This is a genomic window from Halonotius pteroides (genome assembly GCF_003605635.1).
GTDB lineage: Archaea > Halobacteriota > Halobacteria > Halobacteriales > Haloferacaceae > Halonotius > Halonotius pteroides.
The window spans coordinates 195,548-213,909 of the sequence record NZ_QMDW01000003.1; the positions used below are offsets into that span (position 1 = coordinate 195,548).

The 18,362-nt window shown below is 63.0% G+C and carries 18 protein-coding genes; 8 read left to right on the top strand and 10 right to left on the bottom strand.

Annotated features, from left to right (window positions below; translation table 11 throughout):
* Positions 1-10: 10 nt before the first annotated feature.
* Positions 11-1,237, top strand: a complete 1,227-nt coding sequence (locus DP106_RS03695; protein WP_120083480.1) for an MFS transporter — start codon at positions 11-13, stop codon at positions 1,235-1,237.
* A gap of 143 nt (positions 1,238-1,380) precedes the next feature.
* On the opposite strand, the gene DP106_RS03700 is transcribed toward DP106_RS03695, so the two are convergent.
* From DP106_RS03700 to DP106_RS03720, 5 genes are all read right to left on the bottom strand, one after another.
* Positions 1,381-2,166: a hypothetical protein gene (locus tag DP106_RS03700; RefSeq protein WP_165857813.1), complete on the bottom strand. Its 786-nt coding sequence runs from the start codon at positions 2,164-2,166 to the stop codon at positions 1,381-1,383.
* Between the two features lie 240 nt (positions 2,167-2,406).
* A complete protein-coding gene (msrA, locus tag DP106_RS03705; protein WP_120083483.1) occupies positions 2,407-2,955 on the bottom strand; it encodes a peptide-methionine (S)-S-oxide reductase MsrA in 549 nt (182 codons plus the stop codon).
* Positions 2,956-3,013: 58 nt separating this feature from the next.
* Complete coding sequence (locus tag DP106_RS03710) at positions 3,014-4,183, bottom strand: beta-alanine-activating enzyme beta-propeller domain-containing protein (RefSeq protein WP_165857814.1); 1,170 nt, start codon at positions 4,181-4,183, stop codon at positions 3,014-3,016.
* A gap of 89 nt (positions 4,184-4,272) precedes the next feature.
* A complete protein-coding gene (locus DP106_RS03715; RefSeq protein ID WP_120083485.1) occupies positions 4,273-5,727 on the bottom strand; it encodes a methyltransferase domain-containing protein in 1,455 nt (484 codons plus the stop codon).
* Positions 5,724-6,482 (bottom strand): prephenate dehydrogenase/arogenate dehydrogenase family protein, encoded by a 759-nt coding sequence (locus DP106_RS03720; RefSeq protein ID WP_120083487.1) that lies wholly within the window; start codon positions 6,480-6,482, stop codon positions 5,724-5,726. The genes DP106_RS03715 and DP106_RS03720 overlap by 4 nt, the downstream gene beginning before the upstream one ends.
* A 228-nt stretch (positions 6,483-6,710) precedes the next feature.
* Here DP106_RS03720 and DP106_RS03725 point away from each other — a divergent pair, with 228 nt between their 5' ends.
* Positions 6,711-7,298, top strand: a complete 588-nt coding sequence (locus DP106_RS03725; protein WP_120083488.1) for a hypothetical protein — start codon at positions 6,711-6,713, stop codon at positions 7,296-7,298.
* Positions 7,299-7,310: 12 nt separating this feature from the next.
* Here DP106_RS03725 and DP106_RS03730 read toward each other — a convergent pair whose 3' ends face one another.
* On the bottom strand, positions 7,311-7,679 hold the full coding sequence (locus DP106_RS03730) for a hypothetical protein (protein ID WP_120083490.1): 369 nt from the start codon (positions 7,677-7,679) through the stop codon (positions 7,311-7,313).
* Between the two features lie 47 nt (positions 7,680-7,726).
* On the bottom strand, positions 7,727-8,905 hold the full coding sequence (locus tag DP106_RS03735) for a M24 family metallopeptidase (RefSeq protein WP_394343445.1): 1,179 nt from the start codon (positions 8,903-8,905) through the stop codon (positions 7,727-7,729).
* Between the two features lie 323 nt (positions 8,906-9,228).
* On the opposite strand from DP106_RS03735, the gene DP106_RS03740 reads away from it, so the two are divergent.
* Positions 9,229-10,983: a DNA mismatch repair protein gene (locus DP106_RS03740; protein WP_120083491.1), complete on the top strand. Its 1,755-nt coding sequence runs from the start codon at positions 9,229-9,231 to the stop codon at positions 10,981-10,983.
* Between the two features lie 22 nt (positions 10,984-11,005).
* Here DP106_RS03740 and dnaJ read toward each other — a convergent pair whose 3' ends face one another.
* On the bottom strand, positions 11,006-12,160 hold the full coding sequence (gene dnaJ, locus DP106_RS03745) for a molecular chaperone DnaJ (RefSeq protein WP_120083492.1): 1,155 nt from the start codon (positions 12,158-12,160) through the stop codon (positions 11,006-11,008).
* A gap of 209 nt (positions 12,161-12,369) precedes the next feature.
* Here dnaJ and DP106_RS03750 point away from each other — a divergent pair, with 209 nt between their 5' ends.
* The 3 genes from DP106_RS03750 to DP106_RS03760 all read left to right on the top strand — a co-directional run bounded on the left by DP106_RS03750 (position 12,370) and on the right by DP106_RS03760 (position 15,670).
* Positions 12,370-12,930, top strand: coding sequence for a TATA-box-binding protein (locus DP106_RS03750; protein ID WP_120083493.1), 561 nt, complete (start codon positions 12,370-12,372; stop codon positions 12,928-12,930).
* Positions 12,931-13,007: 77 nt separating this feature from the next.
* On the top strand, positions 13,008-13,646 hold the full coding sequence (locus DP106_RS03755) for a hypothetical protein (RefSeq protein WP_205738873.1): 639 nt from the start codon (positions 13,008-13,010) through the stop codon (positions 13,644-13,646).
* A 71-nt stretch (positions 13,647-13,717) separates the two neighbouring features.
* Positions 13,718-15,670, top strand: a complete 1,953-nt coding sequence (locus DP106_RS03760) for a DEAD/DEAH box helicase (RefSeq protein ID WP_120083496.1) — start codon at positions 13,718-13,720, stop codon at positions 15,668-15,670.
* Here DP106_RS03760 and DP106_RS03765 read toward each other — a convergent pair whose 3' ends face one another.
* Together DP106_RS03765 and DP106_RS03770 are read right to left on the bottom strand one after the other, a co-directional pair.
* Positions 15,671-16,735 (bottom strand): pyridoxal-phosphate-dependent aminotransferase family protein, encoded by a 1,065-nt coding sequence (locus DP106_RS03765; protein WP_120083497.1) that lies wholly within the window; start codon positions 16,733-16,735, stop codon positions 15,671-15,673.
* 46 nt (positions 16,736-16,781) lie between these two features.
* Complete coding sequence (locus tag DP106_RS03770; protein WP_120083498.1) at positions 16,782-17,555, bottom strand: hypothetical protein; 774 nt, start codon at positions 17,553-17,555, stop codon at positions 16,782-16,784.
* A gap of 154 nt (positions 17,556-17,709) precedes the next feature.
* Here DP106_RS03770 and DP106_RS03775 point away from each other — a divergent pair, with 154 nt between their 5' ends.
* Together DP106_RS03775 and DP106_RS03780 are read left to right on the top strand one after the other, a co-directional pair.
* A complete protein-coding gene (locus tag DP106_RS03775) occupies positions 17,710-17,958 on the top strand; it encodes an AbrB/MazE/SpoVT family DNA-binding domain-containing protein (protein WP_120083500.1) in 249 nt (82 codons plus the stop codon).
* Positions 17,958-18,329 carry a type II toxin-antitoxin system VapC family toxin gene (locus DP106_RS03780; protein WP_120083501.1) on the top strand — a complete coding sequence of 124 codons (372 nt, stop codon included), beginning with the start codon at positions 17,958-17,960 and terminating at the stop codon, positions 18,327-18,329. Before DP106_RS03775 ends, DP106_RS03780 begins: the two co-directional genes overlap by 1 nt.
* Positions 18,330-18,362: the final 33 nt, after the last annotated feature.

Sequence of the window (18,362 nt, forward strand, 5' to 3'; positions counted from 1 at the left end):
AGTTGAATCAATGCGATGGCGCTTCCCGCGACCGCGGATTCGACTCGCGGTCGTCGTCTGGGCGGTGCTCGTCTCGCAGGTGCTACTGTACCCTGGCCTCGATGGCCTGATCGCTGCCCTTGGCGCGCCCGGCGGCATCCGCGCCGGCATGTGGTTTCTTGTCGCTGAGGTCGCCGCATTCGTGGTGTTTGCCGTCGTGTGGGGTGCTGCCAGCGACAGTCTCGGCCGGCGAACACCACTGGTCGTCGCCGGTGCCCTCGGTGGCGCGACCTGCTATCTCCTCTTGCCGCAACTGCCCGTCTTCGGCGTTGGGTTTGCCGGCATCCTCCTGTTGCGAGCCGTGGGCGGCGCGTTCACCATCGGTGCGTTCTCGCTGTCGATCACGATGCTGATGGATCTCGGCGGCGGCAACGGGCGGAACATGGGTGCAGCCGGCATCGCTATCGGGCTGGGGGCCGCCCTCGGCTCGGTCGTTGGTGGCCAACTCGCCGCCCTCGATCCGTTTGCGCCCGTCTACGCCGGCGCGGTTGTCCTCGCTGTCGCCGCTGGTGTGGCGGCAACCGTGGGAGACACCGTCGCTGAAACGACATCCGATATGACAGACAACGACGCCGATCCCACACCCCCGTCGCTCGGGGGTGCTCTCGCCACGCTTCGCTCGCGGCCGTCACTCGTTGTCCCCTACGCGTTTGGATTTATTGACCGGCTGACGGCGGGCTTCTTTTCGCTGGTCGGCGTCTTCTATTTCGGTGATAGATTCGGGCTTGCTGCGGCGGGCGTTGGCGTCGCGCTCGCGTTGTTTTTTCTGCCGTTCGCGCTGCTGCAGTACCCGCTGGGGAGCCTCTCGGATCGGATCGGTCGATTCATTCCTGTCGTTGTCGGCTCGATCGGGTACGGACTGGCGATTATCGCTGTTGGCGTGGCGTCGACCGCTGCGGCGGCGATGGCACTGATGACGCTGGTCGGCGTTGCCGGTGCGTTTGTCGCCCCCGCAACGATGGCACTCGTATCGGATCTTTGTGGGCCCGCCGAGCGCGGTGTGGCGATGGGCGGGTTCAATATCTTCGGCAGCCTCGGCTTCCTTGCTGGGTTTCTACTTGGCGGCGTTGTTGCCGACGCGACAGGCTATCTAACTGCGTTTCTTGTTGTCGGCGGGCTAGAGATCGGTATCGCACTGCTGGCGTTGCCGGCGGTGCGGCGGCTGACGCGGGAGGATACTGTTACTGCGGTGGCGTGATTAGGGCTGGTTGTGCGCATTGTGTGGTGGCCTGTGACAATAGGAAGATATTCTATTCTGCTTGTATATCTGGTGTCTGATTGTAAACTGAGGGTATCTAAGATGAACCGGTGTTTCTCAGACCTGTTTATGATATTGGATCGCTACAATATGGTAAAAATGGCATCTTGTAGCATAAATACCGCAAAAAAGCTGAAAACTGGTGCACATATCAACGCAAATACCCCGCGACGGGCTTTCGTTTTCGCGACGTTCCGTGGGTCACCATCCATCACCGTCAAACCACTTTCCTCAGGTGTAATAACCGCATCCCCACCGGTGGTTGTTTGCTCTGCTACCGTTGTAGTTCGCCCAATAACAATGACTCTTTCGCCGACGTTGATTGTTCTTTCAGTTAAATCGACAGGCTGTGTGGACTCGCCTGACGCCAATCTGTACGCTGTCGGTTCAAATTCAACCCGTTCATCAGCAATTTGCTCTGCTTTTGTCGAGAGTGTCTCAGTCGTCGTCTGCAGAACTAAACTATCCGCGTTGGGGTCGATAACAATATCGCCGTTCCCGTCAGAAAGGACAAATGACGTGTACGCACTACCAGATTCAACGGGTTCACTACCGCTATTTTGCAACGATTGTCTGATGTCAAACCCGTATCGATCCACGCGATACTCATAGACTACACACTCGTTATCTAGTATCGGCGATGTGAACGTGTCATCAGGCTGTGTTGGCTGTACACACCCTTGAATCTGAACCAGTTCATCGGTTGCGGTGGCCTGATCAACTGCCAGTGTCTCGGTGCGTACTATCTTCCAGAGAAGTTTCACCTCCTTAATTCCGATATGTATCGCCGTTCGTGCTGCCAGAGCCGCCATAATCCCACCAAACAGCGTCGGCCAAAATCCCAACTCAGATGCGGAACCTCCAGCCAATGGTGTTATTGAGATTGACTGTTGTATAACCATATCTCACACATTGCAGCCAGCCTGATGTGTACATTGAGTACAGACATAACCGACCACCATCCATTTTCACCCACTTGTTACGTGTTGCATGATCTTAACGAGGGGTCTTCGCTGCTAACGCGGAGATGCACTATGAGCGTCTGGCATTCACACAGAGTAGCGGGTAATCGTTTGAACAGGCCGCCACACTCCCAGACGACCTGTCACTCAGTGAACCGACTGCTCGCGGAGCCGATCAGCAAACTGCTCGCGCACCTTGTCGAGTTTCGGCGGGATATGCATCGAACAGTAGGCCTGTGAGGGGTTCTTCTCGTAGTAGTCTTGGTGGTGTTCCTCGGCGCGGTAAAAGGTCTCTAGTGGCTCGACCTCGGTGACGATCTCGTCGTCGTAGGCGTCGCTGGCGTCGAGTTCGGCGATAAACGCCTCGGCGGCGTCCTGTTGGTCGTCGTCGTGGGTGAAGATTGCCGAGCGGTACTGCGTGCCGACATCCGGCCCCTGTCGGTTGAGTTGGGTCGGATCATGCACGGTAACGAAGACTTCTAGTAGGTCGCCGTAGCTGATCTTGTCTGGGTCGTACTCGACTTGCACGACCTCGGCGTGGCCGGTCGTCCCGGAACAGACTTCCTTGTAGCTCGGGTCGGCCACATCCCCGCCAGCGTAGCCGGAAACGGCCGACGAAACGCCTGCAAGCTCCTTGAACGGGGCTTCGATACACCAGAAACAGCCGCCGCCGAATGTCGCTGTCGCGCTTGCCATACTGGCTGTTGGGTCGGGAGCAACAAGAAGCCACGGCTCGTACGTCTCACACCGACAGCTAGCCGCCACCAGCCCAGCCGCCGTGGTGGCTGAGCGTCCCGAGGTTTGCCCGCGAGTCGGTGCTGGAGCCGCGGACGCCAGCGCCGAGCGCGTAGATCGTGCCGTCGTCGCTGGTGACATACACCGTCTCGTTGACGACGACCGGCGCGGTGTCGACCCAGTCGCCGGCATCGAACATCCAGTCGCGCCGCCCGGTTGTCGTACTGATCGCATAGAGGTAGCCGTCGTTGCTGCCGACATAGACGGTACCGCTGGCGACTGTTGGCGACGACCACACCCGGCTGTCCGTCTCAAACGACCACTGGCGGTCGCCGCTGGCGGCGTCGATCGCATACAGCGCGCCGTCGTCGCTGCCAACGAAGACGCTCCCCTCGGCGACTGTCGGCGAGGAGTTGATCGCGTCGCCGGTGGCAAACTCCCACTGTTTGTCGCCCCATTTGGCGTCCAGTGCGTACAGCTTGCCGTCGCCGCTGCCGATGAAGACGGTGCCGCCGGCGACCGTCGGCGAGGAGCGCACCGGGCCGCCGGTCTCGAAGGCCCAGCGTTGCTCGCCAGAGGCCGCACTTAGTGCGTACACGTGGCCGTCGTCGCTGCCGATATAGACGGTGCTGTTGGTCACGGTTGGTGAGGCGTAGATCGGGCCACCGGTGCCGACCGCCCACCGCTTTTTGCCCATGCCGGCGTGCAGCGAGTAGACGCAGCCGTCACCCCCACCGACAAACACCGCGTTGCCGGCGACCGTTGGCGACGACTCGATGAACCGTGCGGTTTGAAACGCCCACTGTTGGCTGCCGGTGTCGGCGTCAATCGCGTACACATGGCCGTCGTCGCTGCCGATGACAACCCGTCCGTCGACGACGGTCGGCGCGGATTCGACAAAATCGTCGGTTTCGAAGACCCACTGCTCGTCGCCTGTCTTCGCGTTGACAGCGTAGATGCTGTCGCCGTCACCGCCGGCGACGACGGTGCCGCCGACGACCGTCGGCGCGGAGCCGCCGAGGCCGCCGGTGCTGTACGACCAGTTGACCGTGCCGGCGGCCTCTTCGAGGCGGATCTGGTAGCTGTCGTCTTCCTCGTCGTCTTCGGTGATCGAATCCGGGAGGCCGGCGTCGACCTCGAAATCCCAGTACTCGCCTTTGGCCTCCAAACTCTCCTCGTCGTCGCTCACACCTACCGTTGTAGGCCCCCACCCGCAAAAATGAGTCGGCCCCGCAACCGTTCGGGATTGCATCAGCCACCAACCGGGCCAATACAGGGTTACCCCGACAGCCGATCGACCACAGTTTCGCCGTCGACAACGAGATTGTAGGCGTCCTCGTCGTCATTCCACAAGACGAGTGTGTTCTCGAAGGCCAACACCGCGCCGTAGTCGGCATCCGCCAACGCCCGATTCAGCCCGGACTGTTTTGTCACCACGGCGTAGTGGTCAGTTGTCTGGCTGCCATCGCCGATCTTGAACACCGCGTTGTCGCCGTCGCTGAGGTCATGGCTCAGTTTGACCGCCAGCAGGTCGATCCGTTCGGTGACGTGGTCATCCATCGCGGCCATCTTCGCGTGTCGATCCCGACTTGCTCGGAACGGGTAGCGTCGCTCATTGTCCCGACGAAGGAGGCTGTAGGCGAACTGGACATCGACGTTGCGGAATGCGTCCGGATCGTCTTCGCCAGCTTCGGCGGCCGCCTCGGCAAGGCGATCCTGAAACGCCGGCACGGTTATCTCCGGCTGCACGTCGAACGACCAGCCGCGGTCGTCGGGTTCCACGCCGCCCCAGAGCCGCAGCGTTGGCGCGTAGACGGCCGCGTCGGTGTCGCCGCCGGCGACCGCTCGCTCGATCTCCCGGAGCTCGATTGCGGTGTTGCGGTCGGCAGGCTCCAACAGCAGCACCGTCCCGTCGTCGGCCAGGTGTGACAGCGCGTCGGTGACGACGGCGACCGGGTCGTCGAGCTCGTTACAGACGTTGCCGAAGATGAGCAGATCAAACGGGTCGTCGTCTGTGTCGACCGCATCATAGTCGAACGCTTCGATCGTCGACCGGTGGATCGTCGATCGGAAGTTCCGGCTGGTCTCACCCAGCACACGCTCCAACACGTCAGCCGCCGCGCTTGGCTCGACAGCGTGGTAGTCGACAAGACCGGCTGTCGGCTCGCGGTTGTCCGCATCGCCGAAGAGAAGATCGTGGAGTCCGAGTGCCGGCCCACCGACGCCGGCACCCACGTCGAGAACGCGCAGCGACGCCGGCAACAGCCCCCGTTCGGTGAGCGTCGCCACCACGTAGCCGATAGTCGCATAGTAGGCCGGCAGGTGATAGATCGCATACGCCGCAGCCGTTGCCGCGTCGTATGCGATGTCGTCGCCGGCGAGATAGTCGGCTTTCAGCGTGCGGATCGTCGACCGAAGCGTTGCCCCCGATTCCCCGCGGTGCCAGTTGGCTCCGTACTGCTTAACCAGGAAGTCCTCGACAGCACGGCTATACGCCGCAGGCAACGCCGACGGCGACCACTCCTGGTGGGGGACTGCTTCCGCCTCAAGCGGGACGAAGGTGCCATCCGCACGCTCGACGAGGCCAAGATCGAATGCCTCCTCCCGCAGCGTTTGGGCGACGACGGCGGGGTGGGGCTGCTCTTGAATGTAGTCAGCGATCTCGTCGGGATCGATCGGCCGCACTTGCTGGAGATACTTCGCGTTCGAGCGGACAGCCTCTCGGTCGATCACTCGTCGGTCACCCGGCTGTCGGCGTCGACGTTGTGCTTGGCTTCCGCATAGAGGTCGGCGAAGGTCTCGCTGTCGGCGTCGGCGATCCGCTGGGCGGCCGCCGCGATGTCGCCGGCCCCGTCGAAGGCTGCTTGGATCTCGCCGTACACCTCGGGGCTCCCCTCTGTCACTGTCGTTGCCAGCGATTCGAGCCGTTCGGACACCGGGGTGGCAAACTCCTCGCGGCTGTCGCCGGCGACGAGCGCGTAGGCCAACACGGCCGTGTGGGCACCGGCCTGAATCGTCTCCATCGCGCTGTCGTGTTCGGCGGCTGTTGTCTCAAAGACGGTGTTGCCGGCCTCGCTCATGTGTTCGCGGATCGTCGCCAGCGTCGGGCCCGCGGTTGCGGTGACGACAGCGATGTTCCCGGGAACTCGCGGCGGTGCAAACAGTGGGTGAAAACTCGCCTGCTCACGGTCAGGGGCGTGGTCGGCCATCGCCGCCAGCGGCCGATCCATCACCCCGGAGAGATCAAAGACGGCCGCCTCGGCCAGCGGCGCGTAGGTGGCGATCGCCTCGTCGACGACCGACATCGGCACCGCAATCCCAACGGCATCGAATGACTCCCTGATGTCGTTTTCCACCGCCCGCGCCGCTCGGGGGCCGGCTGCCGCCTCGGCGACGGCGGGGTCAGCGTCGGTGAACGCAACGTCGGCGTCGACGGTGTCGGCCAGCCACCGCCCCATCTCGCCTGCGCCGACGATGAGTAGCTTCATACCCGCCTTTCCGTGTGATGTCTCAAAAGGGGTTCGATGGGGGCGACGCCGATCCGATCGCCGGCTCGTCGCTGTTCGACTCACCCCCTGTGTCTGCGTTCCACCGCACTGTCGACACTGGCTAGCTTATCTATATTAGGTATCTAGTCACATTGATCCGAATTCTTTTAGCAATCGTTGGTTAATATAATTGCACAAACGACATAAACTGCTGATAGCTGTTCATAAATGACTGATCAACTACTACGTTCCGGGTGCGACGAATCGTACGACAGCGGCCACATTGCTGCCGGGCTGGAGACTGCCGATGAGGAGGCGCTCAAAGCGTTCGTCAACGACGTAAAAGACGGGGATTACGACGATGGCGACGCGGAAAATCTCGCGGTCGTCGTCGAAACCGTTCAGGCCGTATTGGAAACCACAACGCCGGCTGCGTCAGCAACCGAACCGACGCCACCACCAGCAAAATGGGCCGATGCAGCCGGCCACAGCGGACAGGCGACCGATACCGCGTTGACGGCCGTCCCCTCACATCCGATCGACCGAATCGAACTCCCGGACGCTGTCGATCCGACGGCAGCCCAGACAGCGTACGACGCGGTGGTAGCATTTCTCATCGCCGCTGGGCCGGCGACAGATGGTGAGATCGTCATGCGTGTGATGCCCGAACAGTCACTTGGCTATACGCCGCCATCAGCAACCGACTCCAAGGCAGGTGTCTGGTGGCACAAGGTGATCGAACCAGCGCTTGCGGCTGACGCGACCGTTAGCTACGATCCGACCGGCGGCTACGTCCTCGGTGGGCGACCCCTGTGAGATGGCGATCAGCTACCCGACCACATCGAACCGAACCGATTCATCGGGGATCGTCTCCTCGTCGTGATCCTGCAGTGTTTCAAACGTGAGGGTGATCGACTCCGGCGGCACAGCCTCGCTGAATCTGATGGTAAACAGCGCGGTCGGCTCCGTGAGTGAGCCCGCCTCACCGGTCATATCGACGGCTCGGGTGCGGACAAACGCTGACCCGACACCGCCGTCAACGACCTCAAAGTAGCGTTCTAACACGCCTGGCTCGACAGCGTCGATGGTCGCGTCCCCGGCTGCATCACAACCCACCCGGGCGGTATACTTCCGAACGCCGGCCGGCGTGTCGGTGATGACGACGCTCACAGCGGCCGTCGTTTGGTCGGTGCTCATAGGAGGTAGTTGCCCGCGGACGGCCTGTGCGTTTCGGTTCACCCGACTCAATCAACGACAACGTCTCGTGGGTAGTCGGTTAGATTCTCGTAGCCCGCTTCGGTGACGACGATGATATCCTCGATGCGAACACCGCCGACATCGGGATCGTAGAGCCCGGGTTCGACCGTGATGATCTGGCCCGCTTCAAGCTCGCCGCCCTCGGTGCCGAGCCGCGGCTGTTCGTGGATCGCCAACCCGACGCCGTGGCCGGTCGTATGGATAAAGCCGGTCTCCGTCGACGGATCGGTGCGAAAGGTTGGGAGCCCTGCGTCCTCGTAGACCTCGCAGGCGGCCGCGTGAACATCTGCCCCGCTGGCACCGGCTTCGACCGCACCGAGGGCGGCATCGAGAGCGCGCTCGGTCAGCGCGTACCACTCACTGATCGTTTCGCTGGGCTCGCCGACACAGAAGGTTCGGGTCATATCTGCGTGGTACCCAGTCGTCTTATCCTGCGGGAAGATGTCGATGATAATCGCCTCATCGGCTTGCAGCGGGCCGCTGCCGCGGTCGTGTGGGTCGGCGGCCTGCGCCCCGCCGGCGACGATTGTCGAATCGAGCCCGTAGCCATCTTCCAGCAGCGTCGCCTCGATCTCGTGTTTGACGCGCTCGCTGGTGAGGGGCTTGCCCTCGTGGCTGAGTCGTCGGTCGTTATCGATGCTTGCGGCCGCGAGCAGCGACTCGGCGGCCGCCATCGCCGTCTCGTTGGCGCGTTGGGCCGCGCGGATGTGGTCGATCTCATCGGCGTGTTTGACCGCTCGAATGTCCATCAACACGTCATCGGTGTCGACGCTGACGGTGTGGCCCTGCTCGCGGAGCCCGTCGGCCGTCGACAGCGGGAACCGATCGGGGACGAACACGCTGTCGACGCCGCAGTCGGCCAGAAACGCGCTGTTGATCCGGTGGGTGGCTTCGGTTGGGCCGTACTCAGAGAGAAGCCGGCGACGGTCGTAGTCGGTTGGGCGTTTCACCGTGTCGGCGCGGCTCTCGGTGACCGCGCGGCTGTACTCCAGCCCGGAGACGAGAACGGCGAGGCCGTCGGGCGTATAACAGGTCAAAAACGGATCCGGGGCGTCGAACCCCGAGAGGTACCGCTGGTTCGGGTCGGTGCTGTCGGCGTCGATGAGATAACCGTCGACATCGTGGTCGACAAGGTGGTCATCGAGGGCGGTGAGTTCCAACTCCATACTGGTGTGTAACGGCCCCGATACGTAGTGGTCTCGTTTTGTGCGATGGATGCGGCGTGTTCGGACAAGCAGTTGCATGAGGTGGAGAAGTGTCGAAAGCCCTCGACACGCTCGACTCCCGGGACTCGCTGCGCTCCTCGTCTTTCGCGTTGCTCACTCCTGCGGTGCTTGCGTCGTCCGGGTTCGCCGAGCGCGTCTCGCCCTTTCAGTCCGCCAGGCCAGCAGTTGGTTGGCCGGTAGACCCCTCTGATCATTTGCTCGCATTGGAGCACCACGGGTCGCCACATAACAAACGCTAAGCCGCCGGCTCCAAACCCTCCGATATGCGCGTAGAGGAGTTTTGGGGCATCGGGCCAAAAACGGCCGCGCTGCTCCGTGAGTCGATCGGCGAAGCCGACGCCATCGCCGCCATCGAGAGCGCTGATATCCGGACGCTCGCCGCCGCCGGCGTCCCCCGCGGGCGGGCGGTCAGGATCCTCCGGCGGGCCAGCGGCACCGACGGCATCGGGGTGCTCGGCACCGGCGACACCCGCGATGTGTACGACGAGTTGCTCTCGGTCGCCAGCGAGTACGCCCTCACAAACCACGCCGCCGACCGAATCCGTGTGCTGACGCCGCTGCCGACACGGGAGGCGATGGCCGACCGCCTCGATCGCGTGTTGGCCGCAAAAGCCGCTTGGATCGACCTCAACGATAACGACCGCGACCGCGTGATCGACGCCTTCGATGCCTACGATGACGCCGGCGGCACCGACAGCGCGGCCGTCGAGGCCGCCCTCGAACTCGATGCTGTCGGACTCGCGGGTGAGCCGTTCGACGCCGTAGCCGGGATCGACAGCGACGCGCTCCAGGAGGCGAAAGGCGCGCTCGGAGCCGTCCAGGAGACCGACGATGGGGTGGTCGTCGCCGAGGGAGCCGACGACAAACTCGACGCGCTCCGGGCCGAGCGCGACGCGGCGGCCGATCTCAACAACGCGGCCTTCGATATCATCGAAACGGTGCGGAGCGACGGCGTCCGCGATATGGACGCCCTGCAGGCAGGTGTCATCGAGTATATCGCGAGCGAGACCGGGATCGAACCGCCGCGGGTGCGGTCGGCCGGGGCCGACGACGCCGTCGACGCTGCTGACTTCGTCAGCCAGACACTGCGCGCGCTGGTCGGCGACCTCGAAAGCGCGGTCGACGAGCGGGAGGAAACCGTCGCCGCCGAGCTACAGGATCGCATCGGCGCGGCCGACGCCGACGTGACCGCCGCTGTCACCGCTATCGGCGACATCGCCCTTGAGATCTCCTTGGGTCGGTTTGCCGCCGCCTTCGACCTTCGGCGACCCGAACTCGTCGACGATGGGCTGGCGGTGCGAAACGCGCGCAATCTCTTGCTTGACGGCGACGTGCAGCCGATCACCTACGCGGTTGGGAACCACGGCCTCACCGACACCGCCCGGCCGCTATCACCGCCGACCGGTGATCGGGTGGCGGTGTTGACCGGGGCGAACTCCGGCGGAAAAACAACGCTGCTGGAGACGCTGAGCCAGGTCGCACTTTTGGCCGCGATGGGGCTGCCAGTCCCGGCCGACGAGGCTGAGGTCGGACAGTTTGAAACGATCGTTTTCCACCGCCGACATGCCTCGTTCAACGCCGGTGTTCTTGAATCGACGCTGAAATCCATTGTGCCGCCGCTGACGGGCGATGGCCGGACGCTCATGTTGGTCGATGAGTTTGAGGCGATCACCGAACCGGGCCGGGCGGCCGACCTGCTCAACGGGCTGGTATCGTTGACCGTCGACCAGTCGGCTCTCGGCGTCTACGTGACCCATCTCGCCGACGACCTGAACCCTCTACCCGAGACCGCGCGGATCGACGGCATCTTCGCCGAGGGGCTCGATCCCGAGCTTGACCTGCAGGTCGACTACCAGCCGCGGTTTGGCACCGTCGGCAAATCGACCCCGGAGTTCATCGTCTCACGGCTCGTCGCCAACGCGACTGACCGCGCCGAGCGCGCGGGATTCGAATCACTGGCGGCGGCGGTTGGCGAGGAAGCAGTCCAGCGCACGCTGTCGGATGTTGCGTGGCAGTAAGGCCCTACCGCCGATCAACAGCTCAGAAGCTGTTTTTGATCTTCTCGAAGAAGCCCTCGGAGACATCGACCTCCTCGCCGCCGGCCTCGGCGAAGGATTCAAGCGCCTCCTTCTGATCGTCGTTGAGTGAGTCGGGGGTGACGACCTGAACGGTCACATAGAGGTGGCCGTTGCGCCGGCTCCGGAGCCGCGGCATCCCGAGACCCTTCAGGCGGAACCGCTCGCCGCTTTGGGTACCGTCGGGGATATCGAGTTTCTTCGGCCCGTCCAGCGTCGGCACCTCGATGGTGTCGCCGAAGACGGCCTGCGGGAACGAGATCGGCTGATTGTAGTGGAGGTCGTCGCCGTCGCGCTCGAATGCCTCGTGTGCTTGTACCTCGACATCGATCAGCAGGTCACCGGCTGGGCCGCCGTTTTCGCCGGGCGCGCCCTCGCCATCCATCCGGAGGGTCTGGCCGGTTTTGATGCCAGCTGGCACCTCAACGGTGAGCGTGACCTCGCTTTCGACGATCCCGTCGCCGCCACAGGTGCCGCAGGTCTGGTCGGCGACCTCGCCCTCGCCGCCACAGCGTCGGCAGGTCGACCGCTGCTGGACACGGCCAAACGGTGTCTGTTGAACCTGTCGCACCTCGCCGGCCCCGTTACACTCCGGACAGGTGTTGACCTCTGCGTCCGGCGGGTGGCCCTCCCCGCCGCAGGTGTCACACTCCTCAGGGCGGGTGACGGTGAACTCCTTGTCGACGCCCTCGTAGGCTTCCTCTAGGGAGATCTCCATCGACGTGCGGAGATTTCGGCCCTGCCGGGGGCGGTTGCCACCGCCGCCACCACCGCCACGGCCGCCGCCGAAGAACTGCTCGAAGATGTCCTCGAACCCGCCGCCACCGCCGCCACCGCCGAAACCACCCATTCCGCCGGCCCCACCGCGGCCGTCGTCGAAGCCGCCGCGTTTTTCTGCTTCCTCGAATCGCTCGTGGCCCATCTGGTCGTAGGCTTGGCGTTTCTCCTCGTCGGTCAAGACCTCTTTGGCCGTCTTGATCTTCTTGAATTTCTCCTCGGCGTCGGGCTCGTCGCTTACGTCCGGATGGTATTTCGAGGCTTTCTCGCGGTAGGCCTGCTTGATCTCGTCTTCTGCGGCGTCACGTGAGACGCCCAGCACATCATAGAAGTCCTCGCTCATCAGTTACCCTTCGCTAGTTAGCGCGCGTACTTGAAAAACGCGGCTTCCGGACTCAGACCCTTGACGCCCCAGCGGTGGCTGCCGTCCTGTTTCTGCTGTCTCCGGTGGTCTGGGTGTGTTTGGTGTCAATACCGAATCTCGCGCTGCCGCCGTCAGCGAAACCATTTATAAGTGGGCCTTTTATCCCTTGGGCCACTCCATACAGAGCAATGAGCGCGCCGGCTGACTCCATCGAGATCCAGAACGTTGTCGCATCGACGGGGATCGGGCAGGAACTCGACCTCGAAGCACTCGCCACCGACCTGCCGGGGGCGGATTTCAACCCGGATAACTTCCCCGGGTTGGTGTACCGCACCCAGGAGCCGAAGGCCGCCGCGTTAATCTTCCGCTCGGGCAAGATCGTCTGTACCGGCGCGAAAAGTATCAATGACGTGCATGAGGCCCTCGATATCATCTTCGACAAGCTTCGGGATCTGGGGATCCCGATCGAGGATGCGCCTGCGGTGACCGTCCAAAATATCGTTTCCAGTGCGGATCTGGGACACAGCCTCAATCTCAACGCGCTTGCGATCGGCCTCGGCCTTGAGGACGTCGAGTACGAACCCGAGCAGTTTCCCGGGCTTGTATACCGGATGGACGATCCAGAGGTCGTGATCCTGTTGTTCGGCAGCGGGAAGGTCGTCATCACCGGCGGCAAAACAGTCGATGATGCGAGTGCGGCTGTCGGGCTGATTGTTGATCGAATCGATGAACTGGGCCTGCTCGGCTGATCGATTCAGCGGCACTGATGACGGTCAGCGTGGAATCGCATGAACACTTATATTCCTCCCTGTGATACGTTGTCGTAGTGGCATCCAGACAGCCCAGTCCGGGTGTCGAGGAGACGCCCGGCGGTAGATCGCTTCCCGAACCGACGGCGTACGCCAACGCGGTTGGCCGCGCCGAACCGAGTGCCGCTCCGCCGAGCCGGCACCGTTCGCCCGAGGATCCCCCACCACGAACACCTGCGATGTATGCCCACACAGACCACTTCCGGCAGCGACTACACCAGCAGGGCCGGTACGTGTCGGTACCGATCGTCGCCGAGGCGATCAACCATGGGCAACTTCGGTGGAACACAACCGATGGCTGGCGGTTCGCACTCGTGAGACACGGTATCCGGTATGTAGTCGTCGTTAGTGATACTGAAACCCAGTCGCCGGTCATCGTCACCGGCTGGACGGCGATCGACGACTGGGAAACCGCCCACGCGGACGCCAGATGGAACGAGACTGATCTGCAAACGATCCGGCTTCGCGCGGCTCTCAGCAGCCACCGGAACGAACAGATCCCCGATCGTATTCGCCCCCGCGATGTCGATCGGGCCTTCGAGATCTGCGGCCACCGTATCGTCACCGAGGCCGGCGCGGGATCGGTGGAGTGTGTCGACTGTGGCGGCCGGTTTCGGTCGAAAGCCGAACTTCAACGCCGACACTGCCACCGGTAGGCTGTCGTCGATTCTTCGGCTATCCACCGTCGGTCACAACGGGTTTGTGGCTTGGTAGTCTTGGTTATTTAATGACCGACTCCGACCGCGATATCGACGACAGCGAGTCGTCTCTCGACGGTGACTCCGCGACCGCCGCCGTCGATGTCGACACAACCGTCGACGCTGCCGATAACGGTGAGCTCCCGGCTGACGCCGACACAACTGACCTCCCGACAGCATCGCTCTCACTGGATGATTTCTACGAGGTCGTCGACGCCGAGGAGCGGCCGGTGCTCACAGCCAGCCAAATCGCTCGCCGCCTCAACTGTAGCCGTGAGGAAGCGAAATCGGGACTTGACGCGCTCGAAACCGCCGGCAAGCTCGATCGTGCCGATGTTGAACACGATCCTGTTGTCTGGTACCCCGCAACCGTGGGCGATCTGGCGGGTCGCGAGCGGGTCGTTCTCTTTCCAACCCGCCGTGAGATCGTTGTCGACGAGCCGACCCAGTACACCCGCGCACAACTCACCCAGTTCGCCCACTTGGTCGATTCGACCGGCACCGAACCAGGAACGCGGGGGTATCTCTACCGGGTTCGCCAAGAGGACATCTGGGCCGCGCCGTTCGATGATCTCGACGAACTGCTCGCGTCGATGCGGTCGGTGCTGCCGCGTCAATCGCCGCATCTCGAAGAGTGGGTGACCGCCCAGTGGGAACGCGCTAGCCAGTTCATCCTGCGAACCCACGACGATGGTTACACTGTCTTAGAAGCAGCCAACGAGAACCTGCTGGGCAATGTCGCCCAGCAGAAACTCCCCGAGGATGCCCTCCGCGCGCCGATCTCGGATACCGAGGCGTGGGTCAACAGTGACGAGGTTGCGACAGTCAAGCGGACGCTCTACGAGGCCGGGTATCCGGTCGCCGACGACCGCGAGCTTGACACCGGCGACGCCCTCACCGCTGAGTTGACGGCGACGCTCAGAGCGTACCAACAGGCGTGGGTTGATACCTTCCTCGATCAGCAGGCCGGTGTCTTCGTCGGCCCGCCCGGCAGCGGCAAGACCATCGCCGCCATCGCCACCCTCGTCGCCGTCGGCGGCGAGACGCTGATCCTCGTGCCAAGCCGCGAACTCGCCGCCCAGTGGCGCGAGGAACTAACGACACATTCGACGCTGACCGACGCCGACATCGGCGAGTATCACGGTGGGACGAAGGACATCCGTCCGGTCACCATCGCCACCTATCAGACCGCCGGCATGGATCGCCACCGCCAGCTGTTCGACTCTCGTGGCTGGGGGCTGATCATCTACGATGAGGTTCAACATATCCCAAGTCCGATCTTCCGGCGGAGTACCCAGCTACAGGCCGCACACCGGCTGGGACTCTCGGCCACGCCAGTTCGGGAAGACGACAAGGAAAAGGAGATTTTCACCCTCATTGGCCCGCCGATCGGCACCGACTGGGCCGCGTTGTTTGAGGCCGGCTTTGTCGCCGAACCCGAGGTGCAGATCCGCTACGTCCCGTGGCGCGACGACGACGCGAAAAACGCCTACTCGAGTGCCGAGACGCAGGATCGACACCGGATTGCGGCCCAAAACCCCGCAAAGATCGACGAGATCCGCACGCTCCGCGGGCAACATCCCGACGCGAAGACGCTGATCTTCGTCGACTACCTCGATCAAGGCACCGAGATCGCCGACGCTCTCGACGTCCCGTTCATCAGTGGCGAGACGGCCCACCACGAGCGCCAACGGCAGTTTGCCGCCTTTCGTGAGGGCAGCGAACAGACACTCGTCGTCTCCCGAATCGCCGACGAAGGGATCGACCTGCCGAACGCCGAACTTGCGGTTGTCGCCTCCGGGCTCGGTGGCTCCCGGCGGCAGGGCACCCAGCGAGCCGGTCGAACGATGCGGCCCGTCGGCAACGCGGTGTTATACGTGTTGGCGACCCGCGGTAGCCGTGAGGAAGATTTCGCTCAACAACAGATGCGGCATCTGGCCGGCAAGGGCGTCCGGATCAGCGAAGCGACAATTAGCGAGTAGCTACGCGATCACGTCGCCAACCGCGTCCATCACGCGGTCGACCTTCTCGGTATCCGCGTTGTACCCCATGTGGCCGACCCGGAGGATATCGTCAGCGAGATCGCCGAGACTCGTTGCCAGTATGATGTCGTGGTCGCTCTCGACGCGCTGTTGGATTCGTTCGGCCTCGCCGGGCACGTGGAATGCCGTCACCGTCGGCGACGCCCGTTTTTCATCGGGATAGGTCGACAGCCCGAGTTCTCGCCCGCGCTGGCGACACCGTTCGGCGGCGCGCTCGTGGCGGTCGTAGGCGTTCTCAACCCCCTCCGTACGAACCTGAGAGACAGCCTCCGCAAGCGCGGCGACGTTGGCGTTGAGATGTGTGTACGGGAAGCCATCGGTGGTGTCGCGCCACGGCAGGAGATTCGTATACAGCGACGTTGGCTCTCGGTGTTCCATCGCTTCCCACGCGCGGTCGCTGACGGCTGCCGTTGTGAGGCCAGGCGGCGCGCTGAAACACTTCTGGGAGGCACCGAGACAGATATCAATCCGGTCAGTTGGGATCGGTGTTCCGCCAAGAGAAGAGACGGCGTCGACGACGCTCAGCACGTCGTACTCCTCAAGCAGATCCAATACCGGCGAGAGGTCGTTGAGCGTCCCGGTCGGCGTCTCACAGTGAACCAGCGTCGCCAGCCCAAGCGGCTCGCCGGCTTCTGCGGCCGCAGCGAGTGTGTCCTCGATAGCGTCGAGATCGTAACCCGCGTCGTAGGGAGCCGAGACGAGGTTCGCTTCGCCGCCGTAGTCGACGACGAAATCGGCGAACCCGTCGCCGTAGATCCCGTTTGAGATACAGAGCACCCGGTCGCCGGGGGCGACCAGCGAGGCGATGGCGGCTTCTAATCCGAGAATCCCCTCGCCACCGGGAACGATCACATCGTGGTCGGTGCCGTAGACGGCTTGCAGATTCTCACAGAGTTGATCGTACAGATCGGTGAATTCGGACTGAACCGCGGAGTTCGGCTGCGGTTTGGCCATCGCCTCCCGAACTTCGGGTGCAACGGCGGTTGGCCCCGGCGTGAATAACATACCATTTCATCGGCGGGCGACCCACTATTCGGTTGCGATCCGGGGCTTATTCGGTCTCCTCAGGTTCGTCCCACCTCTCGTCGGGATCGACGGGGTCGATGGCGTGGCTGATATCGCTTTCGGTGTAGTCGATCTCGTCGAGCACCATACTCAGCCGCTGCCAGCGCGCGCTCTGTTCGTCCTCGCCCTCGGGGCCGACTCTCGCGCCGCGGGTTTTGAAAAAGCGCGCCCCACGGTCGCGTTTGGCTCCCTCGCCGGTGTGGCCGTCGAAGATCGCGTCGTATTTTCCCTCGGGTTTGAGGTCGCCAGCCGGGAAGTCGACCGATGGTTCCTCGCCAGCCTCGCGGGCTGCGGCGCGTTCGTCGGCGACCTTGCGAAAGTATTCGTCGGCGTTGGCGGCCTCTCGCGTCGATGTCGCTCGCGCGGCGGCCAAGGCGGCGTGGATCGCACAGAGGCGTCGCCGCCAGTCGTCGTTGTCCCAGCGGTCAGTTGCCAACTCCTCGTATCGCTGGATCGTGGGCGCGACATCGTCGCCGGCGCGGAGGTCTTCGACGACGTATAGATTGAGGCGATCCCAGAGGTTCCAGCCGTACCCCGACCGCTGGAGCTCCCACGCGGCCCACGCGGCGACCTCCTCGTCGGAGCGGCGGACCGCCTTTTGTAGCAGACTGGAGACGGTATAGCGACTGTAGCCGCCGTCGGTTTCGTCGGCCTGCTTGGGTTCGCCGAAGTCGTTCTCAGTGTCGGCGTCGGGGTCGCGCTCGGTGTCGAGATCGCCGTCGCTACCAAACGTCGCCTGCCGAGGCTCGTCGTCGCTCATACCGGCTGTGGGACGGGCGGCGGCTAAAACGCGGCGGCTAACGGCCTATACGCAAACACACCGCCAGCGATATTTTCAGGCATCTACATCATGGAGCAGCTGTTGAGCAAATTTGGGGGCAAATTACTTTATTTAGGCAGTCTAACGTACTCACATGCCTCCTGAGATCGAAAACGAAACAACGGTCAACGAGAGCTACTCGGTGACTGTTCCAGCCGCAGTGCGGCGGGCGGCACGCATCGAAGCTGGTGACAAACTCCGGTGGCAGGTTGACGAAGACGGCACGCTCTCGGTCGAACTCGTCAAACAGCAGTACGGTGTGTTCGACGATCTAGAGCCCGTCGATATCGGTGAAGAGACCGACGCTGCAGCAGATCACGACCGCATTGCTGGTGACTCCTGATGCCACAGATCGCCGTCGATGCAAACGTCATCATCGCTGCCAGACTGCAGCGAGATCAAAACCACGACCGTGGGGCGGCAATTCTGCAGGGAATCGACTCGGGGACGCTTCCGACCGGCTACGTCCTTGGCGATGTGCTTGAGGAGATAATCAACTACCTTCACGCCAAGAGCGGCCACAATGCTGCCACCGAAACGCTGGATGCAGTGATCGAGAGCAGCGGGTTTACCCTCACGCAGGCGACGAAATCGGATTTCGATACCGGTCGCTCGCTTTTCAGACAGCACGAGTCGCTTTCGTTGACCGACGCGATCATCGTGGCCGCGATGCAACGGGCAGATATCGAGTATCAGTCGATCACATCGGGTTAGTTTGAGTGTCTGCTTGGAGAAGATATGCACTCG

What these genes read in the sequence shown, in the direction of transcription:
- dnaJ (WP_120083492.1), bottom strand. Translation starts at nt 12,160, where the DNA reads ATGAGCGAGGACTTCTATGATGTGCTGGGCGTCTCACGTGACGCCGCA.
- DP106_RS03695 (WP_120083480.1), top strand. Translation starts at nt 11, where the DNA reads ATGCGATGGCGCTTCCCGCGACCGCGGATTCGACTCGCGGTCGTCGTC.
- DP106_RS03740 (WP_120083491.1), top strand. Translation starts at nt 9,229, where the DNA reads ATGCGCGTAGAGGAGTTTTGGGGCATCGGGCCAAAAACGGCCGCGCTG.
- DP106_RS03775 (WP_120083500.1), top strand. Translation starts at nt 17,710, where the DNA reads ATGCCTCCTGAGATCGAAAACGAAACAACGGTCAACGAGAGCTACTCG.
- DP106_RS03750 (WP_120083493.1), top strand. Translation starts at nt 12,370, where the DNA reads ATGAGCGCGCCGGCTGACTCCATCGAGATCCAGAACGTTGTCGCATCG.
- DP106_RS03765 (WP_120083497.1), bottom strand. Translation starts at nt 16,735, where the DNA reads ATGTTATTCACGCCGGGGCCAACCGCCGTTGCACCCGAAGTTCGGGAG.
- DP106_RS03720 (WP_120083487.1), bottom strand. Translation starts at nt 6,482, where the DNA reads ATGAAGCTACTCATCGTCGGCGCAGGCGAGATGGGGCGGTGGCTGGCC.
- DP106_RS03725 (WP_120083488.1), top strand. Translation starts at nt 6,711, where the DNA reads ATGACTGATCAACTACTACGTTCCGGGTGCGACGAATCGTACGACAGC.
- DP106_RS03760 (WP_120083496.1), top strand. Translation starts at nt 13,718, where the DNA reads ATGACCGACTCCGACCGCGATATCGACGACAGCGAGTCGTCTCTCGAC.
- DP106_RS03735 (WP_394343445.1), bottom strand. Translation starts at nt 8,905, where the DNA reads ATGGAGTTGGAACTCACCGCCCTCGATGACCACCTTGTCGACCACGAT.
- msrA (WP_120083483.1), bottom strand. Translation starts at nt 2,955, where the DNA reads ATGGCAAGCGCGACAGCGACATTCGGCGGCGGCTGTTTCTGGTGTATC.
- DP106_RS03730 (WP_120083490.1), bottom strand. Translation starts at nt 7,679, where the DNA reads ATGAGCACCGACCAAACGACGGCCGCTGTGAGCGTCGTCATCACCGAC.
- DP106_RS03780 (WP_120083501.1), top strand. Translation starts at nt 17,958, where the DNA reads ATGCCACAGATCGCCGTCGATGCAAACGTCATCATCGCTGCCAGACTG.
- DP106_RS03770 (WP_120083498.1), bottom strand. Translation starts at nt 17,555, where the DNA reads ATGAGCGACGACGAGCCTCGGCAGGCGACGTTTGGTAGCGACGGCGAT.